The sequence below is a fragment of the Pseudomonas sp. KK18 genome, from assembly GCF_037094675.1.
GTDB lineage: Bacteria > Pseudomonadota > Gammaproteobacteria > Pseudomonadales > Pseudomonadaceae > Aquipseudomonas.
The window spans coordinates 1,085,762-1,099,280 of the sequence record NZ_CP146605.1; the positions used below are offsets into that span (position 1 = coordinate 1,085,762).

The following is a 13,519-nucleotide window of genomic DNA, read 5'->3' on the forward strand; positions in this document are numbered from 1 at the left end:
ACGCGGCAAAACCGAAAACACGCAACGGTGCGTAAGAATTATCCGGCGGGGGATTTCAGGCGCACACGTGTGAGCCACGGGGTGTAGGTGCTGACTTCAATCGGCAGGGTGCGTGTGAGCAGGCGCAATGCGCGGTCGCTGTCGTCCGTCGGCAGCATCACCGTCACCCGAATGCCTTGCAGCGCCTGGCGATCGAACATCAGCACACCCGGGCGATGCCGCGCCAGGCGCTCAAGTACATCCGCCAGCGGCTCGTCGTTGGCCAGCAACTGGTGGGCCGTCCAGGCTTGCTGCTGTGCTTGCACATCAACGCTTTTCGGCGTGCCGGGCCCGCTTGCATCCAGGCGCACCTGCTCGCCGGGGCCGAGGGTAATCGTATGCCCGGCACTGTCGATGCGGGTCGAGGATTCGAGCATCTTGACCACGGTGGCGGTGTCGCTGAGTTCGACGATAAAACGCGTGCCCAGGGCGCGAATGCTGCCCTGCGGGGTGTCGACATAAAACGGGCGCTGGGTGTCCTTGGCCACTGTTACCAGAATCTCACCATGCAGCAGTTGCACGCGGCGCTGGCTGGCGTCCAGGTGCAGGTTCACCGCAGAGCTGCCTTCCAGTTGCAGGTCGCTGCCGTCGGCCAGCAGCGTCTGGCGCCATTGGCCACGGTCGGTGCTCAGGTCGGCGAACAGATAGCCACGTTGCTCGTACTGGTACGCCGGCACCCCCGCGAGCAGCAGGGCCAGGGCGAGACACTTGACCAGCGTTGCCCCTTGGCGAGGCTGCCGGGCCCGGCGCAATGCGGCACGGGCCGGGGCTTGTTTGAGAGGCAGCAAGTGGCCCTGAAGGCGGGCAATGGCTTGCGGGTGCTGCGGGTCGGCGGCCAGCCAGGTGCGAAACGCCTGTTCGCTGGCGTCGTTGCCTTCGTGATCCAGCCGCACCAGCCATTCGGCAGCCTGGCGCAGCACTGCGTGGGGCAGAGGCTGGTTCATGGCTGGGCGCACGCATCACACGCCAGCAAGGCTTCCACCAGATCGTTCTGTACCGTGCGCACCGAGACCCCGAGGCGCTGGGCGATTTGCGCCTGGTCCAGGCCTTCGAGGTAACGCAGGATGAAGGTGTCGCGTATCCGCTTGTTCATGCGCGCCAAGGCCCGATCAATCGCTTCAAGCATTTGCGCGGCTTGCAGGATCTGCTCCGGCGAAGGCGCCTGTTCAAGGTACGCGGCGCAGCGTTCGAGCTCTTCGCGGTAGGCCTGTTCCAGGCGTCGGCGGCGGCCATTGTCCATCAGCAACCGGCGCGCGATGGTGGCCAGATAAGCCCGTGGCTCACCCGGCGCCACGTAAGTACCCGATGCCAGCAAGCGTACGAAAGTGTCTTGCGCCACGTCGGCCGCCTGATGGGAGCAATGCACGCGACGCCGCAACCAGGTCAACAACCAGCCGTGGTAGCCGCGGTACAGCGCATCGAGCGTAGGAGCGTCGGTGGGCGAAGACAGCTTCATGAGAGAGAGTCGTAAGTGAGAATTAATCCCATTCTAGTGGTTTAAAACTTCGGGCTGCAATAGACGGTCGCTTGCCGGATTGATCAGTGCCGTTAACACATGGTCCGCCCAGACCCCGTTGATCCTCAGATACGCCCGCGCCTCGCCCTCTTTTTCAAACCCCAGCCGTGCCAGCAGGCGCGCACTGCGCTCATTCTCTGGGCGGTAGTTGGCCATGATTCGGTGCAGCTGCATGGCGTCGAACACATGGGCAATCGCCGCCGTCAGCGCTTCGTGCATCAAGCCTTGGCCTTGGGCGGATTTAGCCAGCGCATAACCCAAGTGGCAGGCCTGAAACGCACCGCGCACGATGTTGCTGAAGTTGCAGGCGCCGATGATTTGGTCCTGGCTGAATATCAGCAGGTGCAACGCTTCGCCGCTGGCGGTTTTGTCGGCCATGGCGTGGAGGCGTTCGGTGATGGCGTCCGGTTCAAAAAAGGCGTCGTCACGCGAAGGCTCCCAAGGCTGCAGAAAGGCGCGATTTTGCAGCAGGTACATTTGCAGGGCGCGAGCGTGGGAAGGGTGGGCGCCCAGCAGTAAGAGGCGGTCAGTGCTGATGCCGGTAGCGGGGAATGTCATGCGTCACCTTCTTGTGGTTTGCCAGCCGGGCTATCCTGCCGCTTCAGTCGTACAGAATCCAGCCAGGCTGGCATTCACATAATTCTTACCCGGGCACGGCTATGATGCTCGTCCTTATGCAATAAGCCTGACAGGGCGACCCATTATGAATGTGAGCATTCTCTACGCGTTGGCGGCGGCGGCGTTGTTCGGCGCCAGCACTCCGCTTGCCAAGCTCCTGGGGGTGGATACGCCGCCCATCCTGTTGGCCGGACTGCTCTATCTGGGCAGCGGCCTGGGCCTGGCCATCGTTCGGTTTGCTCGCGACCACGGCTGGAAACGGCCCGGCCTTGCAGCCGGAGAGTGGCCCTGGTTGATGGGCGCCATCGTCTTTGGGGGCGTGCTTGCGCCAGTGGCGCTCATGTATGGCCTCACCCGTACCGCGGGCGCCACCGCATCGCTGATGCTCAATCTTGAGTCGGTGCTCACGGCCGTGCTGGCGTGGGTCGTGTTCAAAGAGAACGCAGATCGCCGCATCGTGATCGGCATGATCGCTATTGTTCTGGGCGGGATCGTTTTGTCATGGCCGCAGGGGACGGCGACGGCTCATGATTGGACGGGGCCGCTGGCCGTGGCTTTCGCCTGTTTTTGTTGGGCCATCGACAATAACCTGACCCGTAAGGTCTCTGCCTCGGATGCGCTGTTTATCGCCGGCAGCAAAGGCTTGGCGGCGGGTGTGGTCAATTGCTGTTTGGCGTTGGCCATCGGGTCGCAACTGCCAGCGGTGGCCACGCTCGGGTCAACCATGGTGGTTGGGCTGCTTGGGTATGGCGTGAGTCTGGTGCTGTTTGTGCTCGCTCTGCGCGGGCTTGGCAGCGCGCGCACCGGCGCCTATTTTTCCACGGCTCCCTTTCTGGGTGCGGTCATCTCGATCCTGATCCTGGGCGAGTCGGTTTCGCTGATGTTCTTGCTCGCTGCCGCCTTGATGGCCATCGGGGTGTGGATTCATCTGATGGAACATCATGCGCACGAGCATCAGCACGATCCCCTCACACACGGTCATCGCCATACACACGATGAGCACCACCAGCATGTGCATAACTTTGCGTGGGACGGTACCGAGCCACATAGTCATGCCCATGAGCACGCACCGATTCAGCATAGTCATGCGCATTTTCCCGATGTGCACCATCGGCATAAACACTGACGTCTGTGGGGCAATAGGGCGGTTTACTTTTCTTCAGGCATAAAAAAACGGCCTACCTTTCGGTAAGCCGTTTTTAGTACTTGGTGGCTACACAGGGACTTGAACCCCGGACCCCAGCATTATGAATGCTATGCTCTAACCAACTGAGCTATGTAGCCAAGTGGCGCGCATTATTCGCGGAGAACGGGAATGCGTCAAGCGCTTTTTTTGAAAATTTATCTACGCTATCAACTGTTTAACGGGAAACACCGTGTTTGGTGACGAGCGGTTGGGGTTTGCGCAGGTCCCAAGGCGGCGAAGATCAAAAGGTGGGAGCGGGCTTGCTCGCGAATGCGGTGTGTCAGTCAGCAGAGGTATTGGCTGGTCCACCGCATTCGCGAGCAAGCCCGCTCCCACATTTGATCTGCTGTGTTCTGGCGTTCGTGCGTCAGGTTTTGCGCGGGTGCAGGCACTCTATCGAGCGATCCACCATGGCTTTGGCCATTTCCAGCAGGTGCCATACGGCTTGAATTTTGGCTCGATCATGGTGTTGCATAGTGTCGCGGCAGTCGAGAGCAGTGGCGGATGCGCTGTTGAGCAGGTGTGAGGTGTAGAGCAGGGCGTCTTCGAAACTGAGGTCTTCGCTTACGACGAAGCAATCTGATGGAGGCTCGGGAAGTGATTTATCCATGGTGTAACTCCTGTTTTTACCTTAGGAAGCTGACACCTATTGATTTCAGGCTGCTAAACCCGATCACTGAAAACCAGCGACGGACCGAAGACTAGCCACCGACTCCCCCAGGCACAAGGCCGAAAGATTCTCTAGGAAACGTCCCGCAAATTAAAGGGATTCATCTTGCTGGCCCTTTACAAACCATGACCGCTGCATCGATTCATCTACTCGTTAGCCTGCTAACGGGATAGCCTTCCTGCACCCAAAAGTGGCACATTGTCGCACCTGCACCTGTGCATCCATCTGCTGTACGGAAAACCTCCCATGGCTCTGAGCAATTCCCAGCCCTCCGTGGCTACGACGCCTGCCGCCGGGCAAACCAGCCCGTTGGTGATGCGTGTAATCGGCGCGGTGGCGCTGGCGCATTTGATCAATGACTTGATCCAGTCGGTACTGCCCTCGATCTACCCGATGCTCAAGGCCAATTACGGCCTGACGTTCACCCAGGTCGGCCTGATCACCCTCACGTTCCAGCTCACCGCGTCCCTGCTGCAGCCGTGGGTGGGTTATTACACCGATCGCCATCCCAAGCCGTACCTGTTGCCCTGCGGAATGATCTGCACGCTGGTGGGCATTTTGATGATGTCCCAGGTGGGCAGCTTCCCGTTGATCCTGCTGGCGGCGGGGTTGATCGGCATCGGCTCGTCGACCTTCCACCCGGAAGCGTCCCGCGTGGCGCGCCTGGCGTCGGGCGGGCGTTATGGTCTGGCGCAGTCGACGTTCCAGGTGGGCGGTAATGCCGGCTCGGCCTTCGGCCCGTTGCTGGCGGCGGCGATCATCATTCCGTTCGGCCAGGGCAATGTGGCCTGGTTCGGCCTGTTCGCGGTGTTTGCGTTGTTTGTGCTGTATGCGATCAGCCGCTGGTACGCCCACCACTTGAACCTGTTCAAGCTCAAGCAAGGCCAGGCGGCCACTCACGGCCTGTCCAAGGGCCGGGTGTTGAGCGCGCTGGTGGTGCTGGGCCTGCTGGTGTTTTCCAAGTACTTCTACATGGCCAGTTTCACCAGTTACTTCACCTTCTACCTGATCGAGAAGTTCGACCTGTCGGTGGCCAGTTCCCAGCTGCATCTGTTCCTGTTCCTCGGCGCGGTGGCGGCGGGCACGTTCTTTGGCGGGCCGATTGGCGACAAGATCGGCCGTAAGGCGGTGATCTGGTTTTCGATCCTCGGGGTGGCGCCGTTCACCCTGATTCTGCCCCATGTGGACCTGTTCTGGACCAGCATTCTGAGCGTGGTGATCGGCTTTATCCTGGCCTCGGCGTTCTCGGCAATTGTGGTGTATGCGCAAGAGTTGGTGCCGGGCAATGTGGGGATGATCGCCGGGGTGTTCTTCGGTTTGATGTTCGGTTTTGGCGGGATTGGTGCGGCGCTGCTGGGGCACCTGGCAGACATCCACGGCATCGAGTACGTGTACACGCTGTGCTCGTTCCTGCCGCTGTTCGGGGTGTTGGCGATTCTGTTGCCGCGTACCAAAAAGGCCTGATACCAGATCAATCGAGTCGGGCAGATATCCCTGCTGCCCAACGCTTGCGTCAAACGGGTAAATCAACTGCTCCTGCAAAGGGTGTCGGCGTTGCGCCGGTGCGCTGATTTACGGTTGTAGCGGGTTGTAGGTGGCCCGCTTGAGCTGTTCTCGCGCCCGGGACAAACGTAGGCGCACCGTGCTAATGGGGATGTCCAAGGTGTCGGCGGTGTATTGGGCGTTTCCATCGGCAAGTGCTTGTTGCTGTACTAAGTCAGCAGGTTCCAGCCGCCGGTAGATATGCTTTCCATGAAAGTGATTCCGAGTGATTAAGGCGTCGGTGCTACGCTTGCTCAAAACACGGAGAGCCGCCATGACGGATATCAAACTGATTGCTAGCTTGTTTGATCGCCTTAATCAGAACCAACTCGCCCTAGGCGCCGCAGTTGAAGAGCTTTCCAAGTGGGTCGAACAACGTGGGTCGGCAGAAATTGCCAACAACGTGCGCGGTGCGCTCGAAACACTGGATGAGAACCTTGTGTTTATTCGTCAGGGAATTGCTGAGCTAACAGTCACAGGGAGTTTAGGAAAGCTGTGACGGTCTGGAGCAGTAGAAGGTCCGGCTGTCTAACATCGAGGCAAGTAGTCCGATTCCGCCCAGGTGCCGTCGTTAGCAGTAACGGCAGGGTAGGCCGCTTACTAGCTTACAACGGCGCCCTATCGCAGGGAGGCGCTTCCCCAGGGGCATGCGCACGTTGGTAGCGAGCTGGACTGCCTACCGGGCTGGTGATTTTTCATATCTACCGAATCGAATTCTGAAGTTCTCGCTGCTAATTTTAGAGATGGGACTGGCTCTAACAATATTGAATACCGAAGTTTTTTTCGGTGGCGGGGAAGTGAGCGCCCACAAAAAAGCCGATGCAGTGCATCGGCTTTTTGTTTTGCGGCATAGGCCGCAGGTAAAGCTTATACGTTGAAGCGGAAGTGCATCACGTCGCCATCCTTGACGATGTATTCCTTGCCTTCCAGGCGCCATTTACCGGCTTCCTTGGCACCGGCTTCACCCTTGAACTGGATGAAGTCGTTGTAGGCGATGACTTCGGCGCGGATGAAGCCTTTTTCGAAGTCGGTGTGGATCACGCCAGCCGCTTGCGGGGCAGTGGCACCGACCTTGACGGTCCAGGCGCGTACTTCTTCAACACCGGCGGTGAAGTAGGTCTGCAGGTGCAGCATTTCGTAGCCGGCACGGATCACGCGGTTCAGGCCAGGCTCTTCCAGGCCCAGGGCCTCGAGGAACATGTCTTTCTCTTCGCCGTCTTCCAGCTCGGCGATTTCCGCTTCGATCTTGTTGCACACCGGAACAACGATAGCGCCTTCTTCTTCGGCAATGGCCAGGACCACGTCGAGCAGCGGGTTGTTCTCGAAACCGTCTTCAGCCACGTTGGCGATGTACATCACCGGCTTGGTGGTCAGCAGGTGGAAGCCCTTGATCACAGCTTTTTCGTCGGCGCTCATGCTCTTCATCAGGCTGCGTGCCGGCTTGCCCAGGGTGAAGTGGGCAATCAGTTGCTCCAGCAAGGCTTTCTGGACCACTGCGTCCTTGTCGCCGCCCTTGGCGTTACGCGTGACCTTTTGCAGTTGCTTCTCGCAGCTGTCGAGGTCGGCGAAGATCAGTTCCAGGTCGATGATCTCGATGTCGCGTTTCGGGTCGACGCTGTTGGAGACGTGAATCACGTTCTCGTCTTCGAAGCAGCGGACCACGTGGGCGATGGCATCGGTCTCGCGGATGTTGGCGAGGAACTTGTTGCCCAGGCCTTCACCTTTCGAAGCGCCGGCTACCAGGCCCGCGATGTCGACGAACTCCATGGTGGTCGGCAGGATGCGCTTTGGATTCACGATGGCCGCCAGGGCGTCCAGGCGTGTATCGGGCATCGGCACGATACCGGTGTTCGGTTCGATGGTGCAGAAGGGGAAGTTCTCCGCCGCAATACCGGATTTGGTCAGGGCGTTGAACAGGGTGGACTTGCCGACGTTAGGTAGGCCGACGATGCCGCAATTGAATCCCATGGTGTTTCCCCTCGGGTAAAGAGTCAGGCCTTCTGGCTGTGCAGGTTTTTCATCGCACGGTTCCATTCACCGGCGAAGATATCCGGCAGCACGCCGAGGGCAAAATCGATGCTGGCATCGAGTTTTTCCTGTTCGGCGCGTGGCGCACGACCCAGGACGAAATTTGAAACCATACTGGCAACGCCCGGGTGGCCAATGCCAAGCCGCAAGCGGTAGAACGTATTCTGATTGCCCAACTGCGCGATGATGTCGCGCAGGCCATTATGCCCGCCATGGCCGCCGCCTTGCTTGAGCTTGGCAACGCCGGGTGGCAGGTCTAGTTCGTCATGGGCCACCAGGATTTCTTCGGGTTTGATCCGGAAGAAGCCCGCAAGCGCCGCGACAGCCTGGCCGCTGCGGTTCATGTAGGTGGTGGGAATCAACAGACGAACATCCTGACCCTGATGCGAAAAGCGTCCGGTCAGGCCGAAATATTTGCGATCGGCCACAAGATTGACGCCTTGGGCGTGGGCGATGCGCTCAACAAAAAGGGCCCCCGCGTTATGCCGGGTCTGTTCGTATTCGGCGCCTGGATTTCCCAGGCCAACGATCAGTTTAATGGCAGTCACGACAGGGGCCCTTCCTTTGGAGTTGTGGATAACATCGCCGTTGGTGCGGCGAAAGTGGACGACAAAAACTCATTAACCGTTAGAGGCCAACTTCGCATTCTCGCCCGCTTTCTCGCTACGTTCCGGTCCGCGATGTTTCCTCAAGCTCCGGCATTACAGAGTGAATTACTCTGCAGCGCCTTCTTCAGCTTCTGGTGCAACGCGTGGAGCGTGTACGTTTGCAACAGCTTTGTCGTCACCGTGAGCCAGTGCAACGAACTCAACGCCTTTAGGAGCCTTGAGGTCGGACAGGTGAACGATTGCGCCGATTTCCAGAGCCGACAGGTCGACTTCGATGAACTCAGGCAGGTCTTTCGGCAGGCAGGTCACTTCGATCTCGGCGATAACGTGCGAAACTTCGCCGCCTTTCTTGACCGGAGCTTCTTCACCAACAAAGTGCACAGGCACGATAGCGGTCAGTTTCTGACCAGCTACTACGCGTACGAAGTCAGCGTGCAGCACGTGGCCTTTAGCTGGGTGACGTTGCAGTGCCTTGATGATGACGTTCTGCTTGGTGCCGCCAACGTTCAGCTCGATGATGTGGCTGTAAGCCGCGTCGTTTTCGAGCAGTTTGGCGATTTCTTTAGCCAGCATGCTGATGGATTCAGGGGCTTTTTCGCCACCGTAAACTACAGCTGGAACCAGGCTTGCGAGACGACGCAGGCGGCGGCTCGCACCTTTCCCCAGGTCGGAACGCAGTTCAGCATTCAAAGTAAAATCGTTCATGTTGTATCTCCAAAATAACCACATTCGCCCTAGCGTTTGCGACCAGCGCTAAAGGCGATATGGGCAAAAAAGCCCCGCCCCAACAGAATGCTGGGGCGGGGCGCTTTTCGTCAGGTTGATGCTGCTAAGGTTTGACCCTTAACGGAACATCGCGCTGATCGATTCTTCGTTGCTGATGCGGCGAACCGCTTCGGCAACTACCGGTGCGATATCCAGTTGACGGATACGCGAACAGGCTTGAGCGGCAGCGGACAACGGGATGGTGTTAGTCACCACCAGTTCGTCCAGCATTGAGTTCTCGATGTTCTCGATCGCTCGGCCCGACAGCACAGGGTGTGTGCAGTAGGCGAAGACTTTTGCTGCACCGTGCTCTTTCAAGGCTTTCGCCGCGTGGCACAGGGTGCCGGCGGTGTCGACCATGTCATCAACCAGAATACAGGTACGCCCTTCGACATCACCGATGATATGCATCACTTCAGAGTGATTGGCTTTCTCGCGGCGTTTGTCGATGATCCCGAGATCCACGCCCAGGGATTTGGCAACAGCCCGTGCACGCACGACGCCACCAATGTCCGGGGACACGATCATCAGGTTTTCAAAGCGCTGGTCTTCGATGTCATCCACCAGGACGGGGGAGCCGTAGATGTTATCTACCGGAATATCGAAGAACCCCTGGATTTGGTCAGCGTGCAGGTCAACCGTGAGAACACGGTCGATACCTACCACGGTCAGCATGTCAGCAACGACTTTCGCGCTGATAGCCACACGTGCGGAACGCGGACGGCGATCCTGACGGGCATAACCAAAGTAAGGGATTACAGCTGTGATTCGAGTCGCTGAGGAGCGGCGGAAGGCATCAGCCATCACGACGAGTTCCATCAGGTTATCGTTGGTCGGAGCGCAAGTCGGCTGAATAATGAAGACATCTTTACCGCGGACGTTTTCATTGATCTCGGCTGTAATTTCGCCGTCGGAGAATTTACCGACAGAGATGTCACCGAGAGGGATATGCAGCTGACGTACAACACGCCGAGCCAGATCGGGGTTAGCATTCCCCGTAAAGACCATCATCTTGGACACGCGCAGTACCTAGAGGCTGAGGGTAACCTGGATGAGTATAGAAAATGGCAGGGGCGGCTGGATTCGAACCAACGCATGGCAGGATCAAAACCTGCTGCCTTACCGCTTGGCGACGCCCCTGTATCTGTTGCAACGAGTACCCAGTACTCGGTTCCTTTAGAGCAGACTTTGCAGCTTGCGATGCAACATCGAAACGTTGCTTCCCTTTGCTACAAACCCTGTAAGGGTCTCTGTAAGAAGGGCCGAGACTTTATCAGCTTCAGCTTTGCTTGGGAAGCCCCCAAACACACAACTTCCAGTTCCGGTTAATTTTGCTTCGGTAAAATTACCTAACAAATTCAAAGCGTTACGTACATCTGGATAACGCCTTGCTACAACCGGTAAGCAGTCATTTCGACTGTTTCCCTTGGGAACGGGGCGCACTTTAATGGGAGGAGAGTTACGTGTCAACAGTGGATCTGAAAAAATTTCTGCTGTACTTACAGATACTTGCGGAACAAGCACGACATACCACGGCTCTTCGGGGTCTACAGGGGTGAGTTTCTCCCCCACGCCTTCGGCAAAAGCGGCGTGCCCACGCACGAAAACCGGGACGTCCGCGCCCAGTGTCAGGCCCAGCGCCGCCAGGCGATCGTGGTCCCAACCCAGTTGCCACAAGTGATTCAGGCCGAGCAATGTCGTTGCGGCATTTGAGCTGCCGCCACCGATGCCGCCGCCCATGGGCAGGATTTTTTCGATCCAGATGTCGATGCCCAATGGGCAACCGGATTGTTCCTGGAGTTTTTTCGCGGCCTTCACAATCAGGTTGCTGTCGTGAGGCACGCCGTCGAATTCGGTGTGCAACTGGATCACGCCGTCATCGCGAACGGCGAAGGTCAGCTCATCGCCGTAGTCGAGAAATTGAAAAATCGTCTGCAACTCGTGATAGCCGTCTTCACGGCGACCGAGAATGTGCAGCATCAAATTGAGTTTGGCCGGGGAGGGCAGGGTCAGGCGTTGCTCGTTCATCTCACTGCCCCAGCTTGCGCGGTTGCCAGTCCTTGATCACCAGCGTGACGTCAAGGTCGGTGCCATGCAGCTTGATGCGCTCGGGCAGCCAGTAACCGTTCTGTTGCACATAGCTCAGGTATTCGACCTGCCAGCCATCCTGTTCCAGCGAAGCCAGGCGGCTGTCGCCATTGAGGCTCAGGCGGCTCTTGCTGTCTGGCGCAGGAAGACCGCGTACCCACCACACCAGGTGCGATACGGGGAGTTTCCAGCCCATCTGTTCTTCCAGCAGGGCTTCCGGCGTTGGCGCTTCATAGCGGCCCTGATTGGCCACTTCCAGGCTGACTTGCCCCGGCCGGCCGGTCAGGCGTGCCGCACCGCGGCCCAGCGGGCCAGACAGGCGAATGTCGTAATAGTCCTGGCGTTGCAGCCAGAACAAGGTGCCGCTGCCCGAATCTTTCGGGGCGCGAATGCCCACCTTGCCCTCGATCTGCCAGCCATCAAGGCTGCTCAGTTGATCCTTGTGCTGCTGCCACTGCGCCGGGTTGCCCGGGCCTTCGACAGATTCACGGGTGCCAAGACCGGAACAGCCGGCGAGCAGGGCGATAAAGCTGAAAACGATAACGTGGCGCAAAAACATAAAATTAAAGGGTCTCGGATCCGGTCAGGCGCTTGATGGTGCTGCGCAGGATTGGGCTTTCGGGTTGTTCCTTGAGGAACTTCTCCCAGATTTGTCGCGCTTCACGCTGCTTGCCATTGGCCCAGAGCACTTCGCCCAGGTGTGCGGCGACTTCCTGGTCGGGGAAGCGCTCCAGCGCCTGGCGCAACAAGCGCTCGGCTTCGTCCAGGTTGCCCAGGCGGTAATTCACCCAGCCGAGGCTGTCGAGTACGGCCGGGTCTTCCGGGTTGAGCTGGTGAGCCTTTTCAATCAGCTCCTTGGCTTCGGCGTAACGCGTTGTACGGTCGGACAAGGTGTAACCCAGGGCGTTCAGTGCCATGGCATTGTCCGGGTCGCGCTTGATGATCAGGCGCAGGTCTTTTTCCATCTGCGCCAGGTCATTGCGTTTTTCCGCCTGCATGGCGCGGGTGTACAGCAGGTTCAAGTCGTCCGGATATTGCAGCAAGGCTTGCTGGAGGATTTTCCAGGCGCGATCGCCCTGCTTGTTGGCCGACAGGGTCTCGGCCTGGATCAGGTACAGCTGGATCGCGTAGTCCGGTTCGGCATCCCTTGCGGCAGCCAGGCGTTTTTCCGCCTCGTCGGTGCGGCCGTTGTTCATCAGGATATCGGCCTGGCGCAGTTGCGCCGGCAGGTAGTCATTGCCGGCGCCGACCTGGGCGTATTCAAGCAATGCAGCCTGCGGGTCGTTACGCTCTTCAGCGATGCGGCCCAGGTTCAGGTGCGCCGAATCCAGGTGGCTCTCGCGGGCGATCAGGTCTTCCAGGTAACCCTTGGCCTCATCCCAGGCCTTGGCTTCCAGGCACACCAGCGCCAGGGAGTAGCGCAATTCGTCATCGTCTGGGTATTGCTGCACGAGGTTGGCGAACTGCACCTTGGCGTCTTCCATGCGGTCCTGTTCAACCAGCATGCGGGCATAGGTCAGCAGCAGGCGTTTGTCGCCCGGGTACTTCTTGATGCTTTTTTCCAGCAGCGGAATCGCTTCCTTGCCGCGGTTGAGGTTTTGCAGCAGGCGGGCGCGCAGCAGGATCGGCGCGATCTCGCCCTCTTCCGGCGGGTGTTGCTCCAGCAGCTTCAGCGCAGCCTCGGGCTCATCATCCTGTTGCAACAACAGCGCCTTGCCGAAAATCAGCTGGCTGTTGTTCGGGTGTTTTTGCAGCAGGCGGTCGAAACTCTTCATCAGGCCGTTGCGGGTGTCCTGATCGGTGTCGGCGGCCGACAGCGCGAGGAAGTCAAAATGCGTGTCGCCCTTGCCCTGCAGGACCTTCTCCATATACACCATGGAGTCGTCATAGCGCCCGGCGCGGGCCAGTTGAATGGCCGCTGCCCGTTGTGCCTCGAGATCGTCCGGGGCGTTTTTCGCCCAGATCAGCGAGGAGTCCAGGGCCGCCTGATCGGCGCCCAGGTACTCGGCGATGCGAAACGCCCGCTCCGAAATCCCCGGATCCTGAGTATTGATGGCCTGGGTCACGTAGTTATCCAGGGCAATGTCGAAACGATTGCGCTGGCCGGCCAGCTCCGCGCTCAGCAGGCTGAAGATCGTCTCTTCACTGAACGAGGAATAAACCTTGGGCTTTTCAGGGGCGGGGGTGCTGTCTTCAACCGGCGGCGTACCGTCCGGCGACACGGGTGCCATGGCCTGGCAGCCGCTGAGAAAGACAAAAGCAAGGAGCAACGCGGAAGATCTATTCATATAGGAAGAGGACGACTAACCTGCGGTCGGATCATCATGACACAAGCCTTCGGCCAAACATAACCGTGTAGGAGCGAGCTTGCTCGCGAAGAACCAGAGGACAACGCGTTTTATCCCGTAAGCCAGCGTTATCGTTAACGACCATCGCGAGCAAGCTCGCTCCTACAGATG

At 58.8% G+C, this 13,519-nt stretch carries 14 protein-coding genes, 2 tRNA genes and 1 pseudogene; 3 read left to right on the plus strand and 14 right to left on the minus strand.

From position 1 onward, the window contains the following. Positions 1 to 38 precede the first annotated feature (38 nt). Genes V6607_RS04630 through rimJ form a run of 3 tightly spaced genes read right to left on the minus strand, consistent with a single transcriptional unit; the run spans position 39 to position 2,113 of the window. Positions 39 to 983 (minus strand): FecR domain-containing protein, encoded by a 945-nt coding sequence (locus V6607_RS04630; RefSeq protein WP_087693777.1) that lies wholly within the window; start codon positions 981 to 983, stop codon positions 39 to 41. Beyond that, positions 980 to 1,495: a sigma-70 family RNA polymerase sigma factor gene (locus V6607_RS04635; protein ID WP_087693776.1), complete on the minus strand. Its 516-nt coding sequence runs from the start codon at positions 1,493 to 1,495 to the stop codon at positions 980 to 982. The genes V6607_RS04630 and V6607_RS04635 overlap by 4 nt, the downstream gene beginning before the upstream one ends. A gap of 33 nt (positions 1,496 to 1,528) precedes the next feature. Further along, positions 1,529 to 2,113, minus strand: a complete 585-nt coding sequence (rimJ, locus tag V6607_RS04640; protein WP_087693775.1) for a ribosomal protein S5-alanine N-acetyltransferase — start codon at positions 2,111 to 2,113, stop codon at positions 1,529 to 1,531. A gap of 145 nt (positions 2,114 to 2,258) precedes the next feature. On the opposite strand from rimJ, the gene V6607_RS04645 reads away from it, so the two are divergent. Continuing rightward, positions 2,259 to 3,299 (plus strand): DMT family transporter, encoded by a 1,041-nt coding sequence (locus V6607_RS04645; RefSeq protein WP_087693774.1) that lies wholly within the window; start codon positions 2,259 to 2,261, stop codon positions 3,297 to 3,299. 81 nt (positions 3,300 to 3,380) lie between these two features. On the opposite strand, the gene V6607_RS04650 is transcribed toward V6607_RS04645, so the two are convergent. After that, positions 3,381 to 3,457: transfer RNA gene (locus V6607_RS04650), tRNA-Met, on the minus strand. Positions 3,458 to 3,726: 269 nt separating this feature from the next. After that, positions 3,727 to 3,969: a DUF3077 domain-containing protein gene (locus V6607_RS04655; RefSeq protein ID WP_087693773.1), complete on the minus strand. Its 243-nt coding sequence runs from the start codon at positions 3,967 to 3,969 to the stop codon at positions 3,727 to 3,729. A 306-nt stretch (positions 3,970 to 4,275) separates the two neighbouring features. Between V6607_RS04655 and V6607_RS04660 the strand changes: the two genes are divergently transcribed. Next, positions 4,276 to 5,493, plus strand: a complete 1,218-nt coding sequence (locus V6607_RS04660; protein WP_093201834.1) for an MFS transporter — start codon at positions 4,276 to 4,278, stop codon at positions 5,491 to 5,493. A 108-nt stretch (positions 5,494 to 5,601) separates the two neighbouring features. On the opposite strand, the pseudogene V6607_RS04665 reads toward V6607_RS04660, so the two are convergent. Continuing rightward, a pseudogene (locus tag V6607_RS04665) lies at positions 5,602 to 5,721 on the minus strand (RNA polymerase subunit sigma); the annotation flags it as partial. A gap of 124 nt (positions 5,722 to 5,845) precedes the next feature. On the opposite strand from V6607_RS04665, the gene V6607_RS04670 reads away from it, so the two are divergent. Beyond that, positions 5,846 to 6,070: a hypothetical protein gene (locus V6607_RS04670; protein ID WP_087693771.1), complete on the plus strand. Its 225-nt coding sequence runs from the start codon at positions 5,846 to 5,848 to the stop codon at positions 6,068 to 6,070. Positions 6,071 to 6,438: 368 nt separating this feature from the next. Here V6607_RS04670 and ychF read toward each other — a convergent pair whose 3' ends face one another. The 8 genes from ychF to V6607_RS04710 all read right to left on the minus strand — a co-directional run bounded on the left by ychF (position 6,439) and on the right by V6607_RS04710 (position 13,348). Next, the gene (gene ychF / locus V6607_RS04675) at positions 6,439 to 7,539 is read right to left on the minus strand and encodes a redox-regulated ATPase YchF (RefSeq protein WP_008432257.1); all 1,101 of its coding nucleotides are present in this window, start codon (positions 7,537 to 7,539) and stop codon (positions 6,439 to 6,441) included. 23 nt (positions 7,540 to 7,562) lie between these two features. After that, the gene (gene pth, locus V6607_RS04680; protein WP_003208389.1) at positions 7,563 to 8,147 is read right to left on the minus strand and encodes an aminoacyl-tRNA hydrolase; all 585 of its coding nucleotides are present in this window, start codon (positions 8,145 to 8,147) and stop codon (positions 7,563 to 7,565) included. 165 nt (positions 8,148 to 8,312) lie between these two features. Then, on the minus strand, positions 8,313 to 8,912 hold the full coding sequence (locus tag V6607_RS04685; protein ID WP_003208391.1) for a 50S ribosomal protein L25/general stress protein Ctc: 600 nt from the start codon (positions 8,910 to 8,912) through the stop codon (positions 8,313 to 8,315). A gap of 138 nt (positions 8,913 to 9,050) precedes the next feature. Then, positions 9,051 to 9,992: a ribose-phosphate pyrophosphokinase gene (locus tag V6607_RS04690; protein WP_003208392.1), complete on the minus strand. Its 942-nt coding sequence runs from the start codon at positions 9,990 to 9,992 to the stop codon at positions 9,051 to 9,053. Between the two features lie 45 nt (positions 9,993 to 10,037). After that, positions 10,038 to 10,112 (minus strand) — tRNA-Gln (locus V6607_RS04695). Between the two features lie 36 nt (positions 10,113 to 10,148). Next, the gene (gene ispE / locus V6607_RS04700; RefSeq protein WP_003208395.1) at positions 10,149 to 11,000 is read right to left on the minus strand and encodes a 4-(cytidine 5'-diphospho)-2-C-methyl-D-erythritol kinase; all 852 of its coding nucleotides are present in this window, start codon (positions 10,998 to 11,000) and stop codon (positions 10,149 to 10,151) included. Between the two features lies 1 nt (position 11,001). Then, positions 11,002 to 11,619, minus strand: coding sequence for a lipoprotein insertase outer membrane protein LolB (gene lolB / locus V6607_RS04705; RefSeq protein ID WP_008432261.1), 618 nt, complete (start codon positions 11,617 to 11,619; stop codon positions 11,002 to 11,004). 4 nt (positions 11,620 to 11,623) lie between these two features. Next, positions 11,624 to 13,348, minus strand: a complete 1,725-nt coding sequence (locus tag V6607_RS04710) for a tetratricopeptide repeat protein (RefSeq protein WP_134325743.1) — start codon at positions 13,346 to 13,348, stop codon at positions 11,624 to 11,626. Positions 13,349 to 13,519 lie beyond the last annotated feature (171 nt).

Excerpts from the sequence above, each read along its gene's own strand:
- V6607_RS04670 (WP_087693771.1), top strand. The coding sequence starts at position 5,846 with ATGACGGATATCAAACTGATTGCTAGCTTGTTTGATCGCCTTAATCAG.
- lolB (WP_008432261.1), bottom strand. The coding sequence starts at position 11,619 with ATGTTTTTGCGCCACGTTATCGTTTTCAGCTTTATCGCCCTGCTCGCC.
- V6607_RS04635 (WP_087693776.1), bottom strand. The coding sequence starts at position 1,495 with ATGAAGCTGTCTTCGCCCACCGACGCTCCTACGCTCGATGCGCTGTAC.
- V6607_RS04685 (WP_003208391.1), bottom strand. The coding sequence starts at position 8,912 with ATGAACGATTTTACTTTGAATGCTGAACTGCGTTCCGACCTGGGGAAA.
- V6607_RS04660 (WP_093201834.1), top strand. The coding sequence starts at position 4,276 with ATGGCTCTGAGCAATTCCCAGCCCTCCGTGGCTACGACGCCTGCCGCC.
- V6607_RS04710 (WP_134325743.1), bottom strand. The coding sequence starts at position 13,348 with ATGAATAGATCTTCCGCGTTGCTCCTTGCTTTTGTCTTTCTCAGCGGC.
- V6607_RS04630 (WP_087693777.1), bottom strand. The coding sequence starts at position 983 with ATGAACCAGCCTCTGCCCCACGCAGTGCTGCGCCAGGCTGCCGAATGG.
- ispE (WP_003208395.1), bottom strand. The coding sequence starts at position 11,000 with ATGAACGAGCAACGCCTGACCCTGCCCTCCCCGGCCAAACTCAATTTG.
- rimJ (WP_087693775.1), bottom strand. The coding sequence starts at position 2,113 with ATGACATTCCCCGCTACCGGCATCAGCACTGACCGCCTCTTACTGCTG.
- V6607_RS04655 (WP_087693773.1), bottom strand. The coding sequence starts at position 3,969 with ATGGATAAATCACTTCCCGAGCCTCCATCAGATTGCTTCGTCGTAAGC.
- V6607_RS04645 (WP_087693774.1), top strand. The coding sequence starts at position 2,259 with ATGAATGTGAGCATTCTCTACGCGTTGGCGGCGGCGGCGTTGTTCGGC.
- ychF (WP_008432257.1), bottom strand. The coding sequence starts at position 7,539 with ATGGGATTCAATTGCGGCATCGTCGGCCTACCTAACGTCGGCAAGTCC.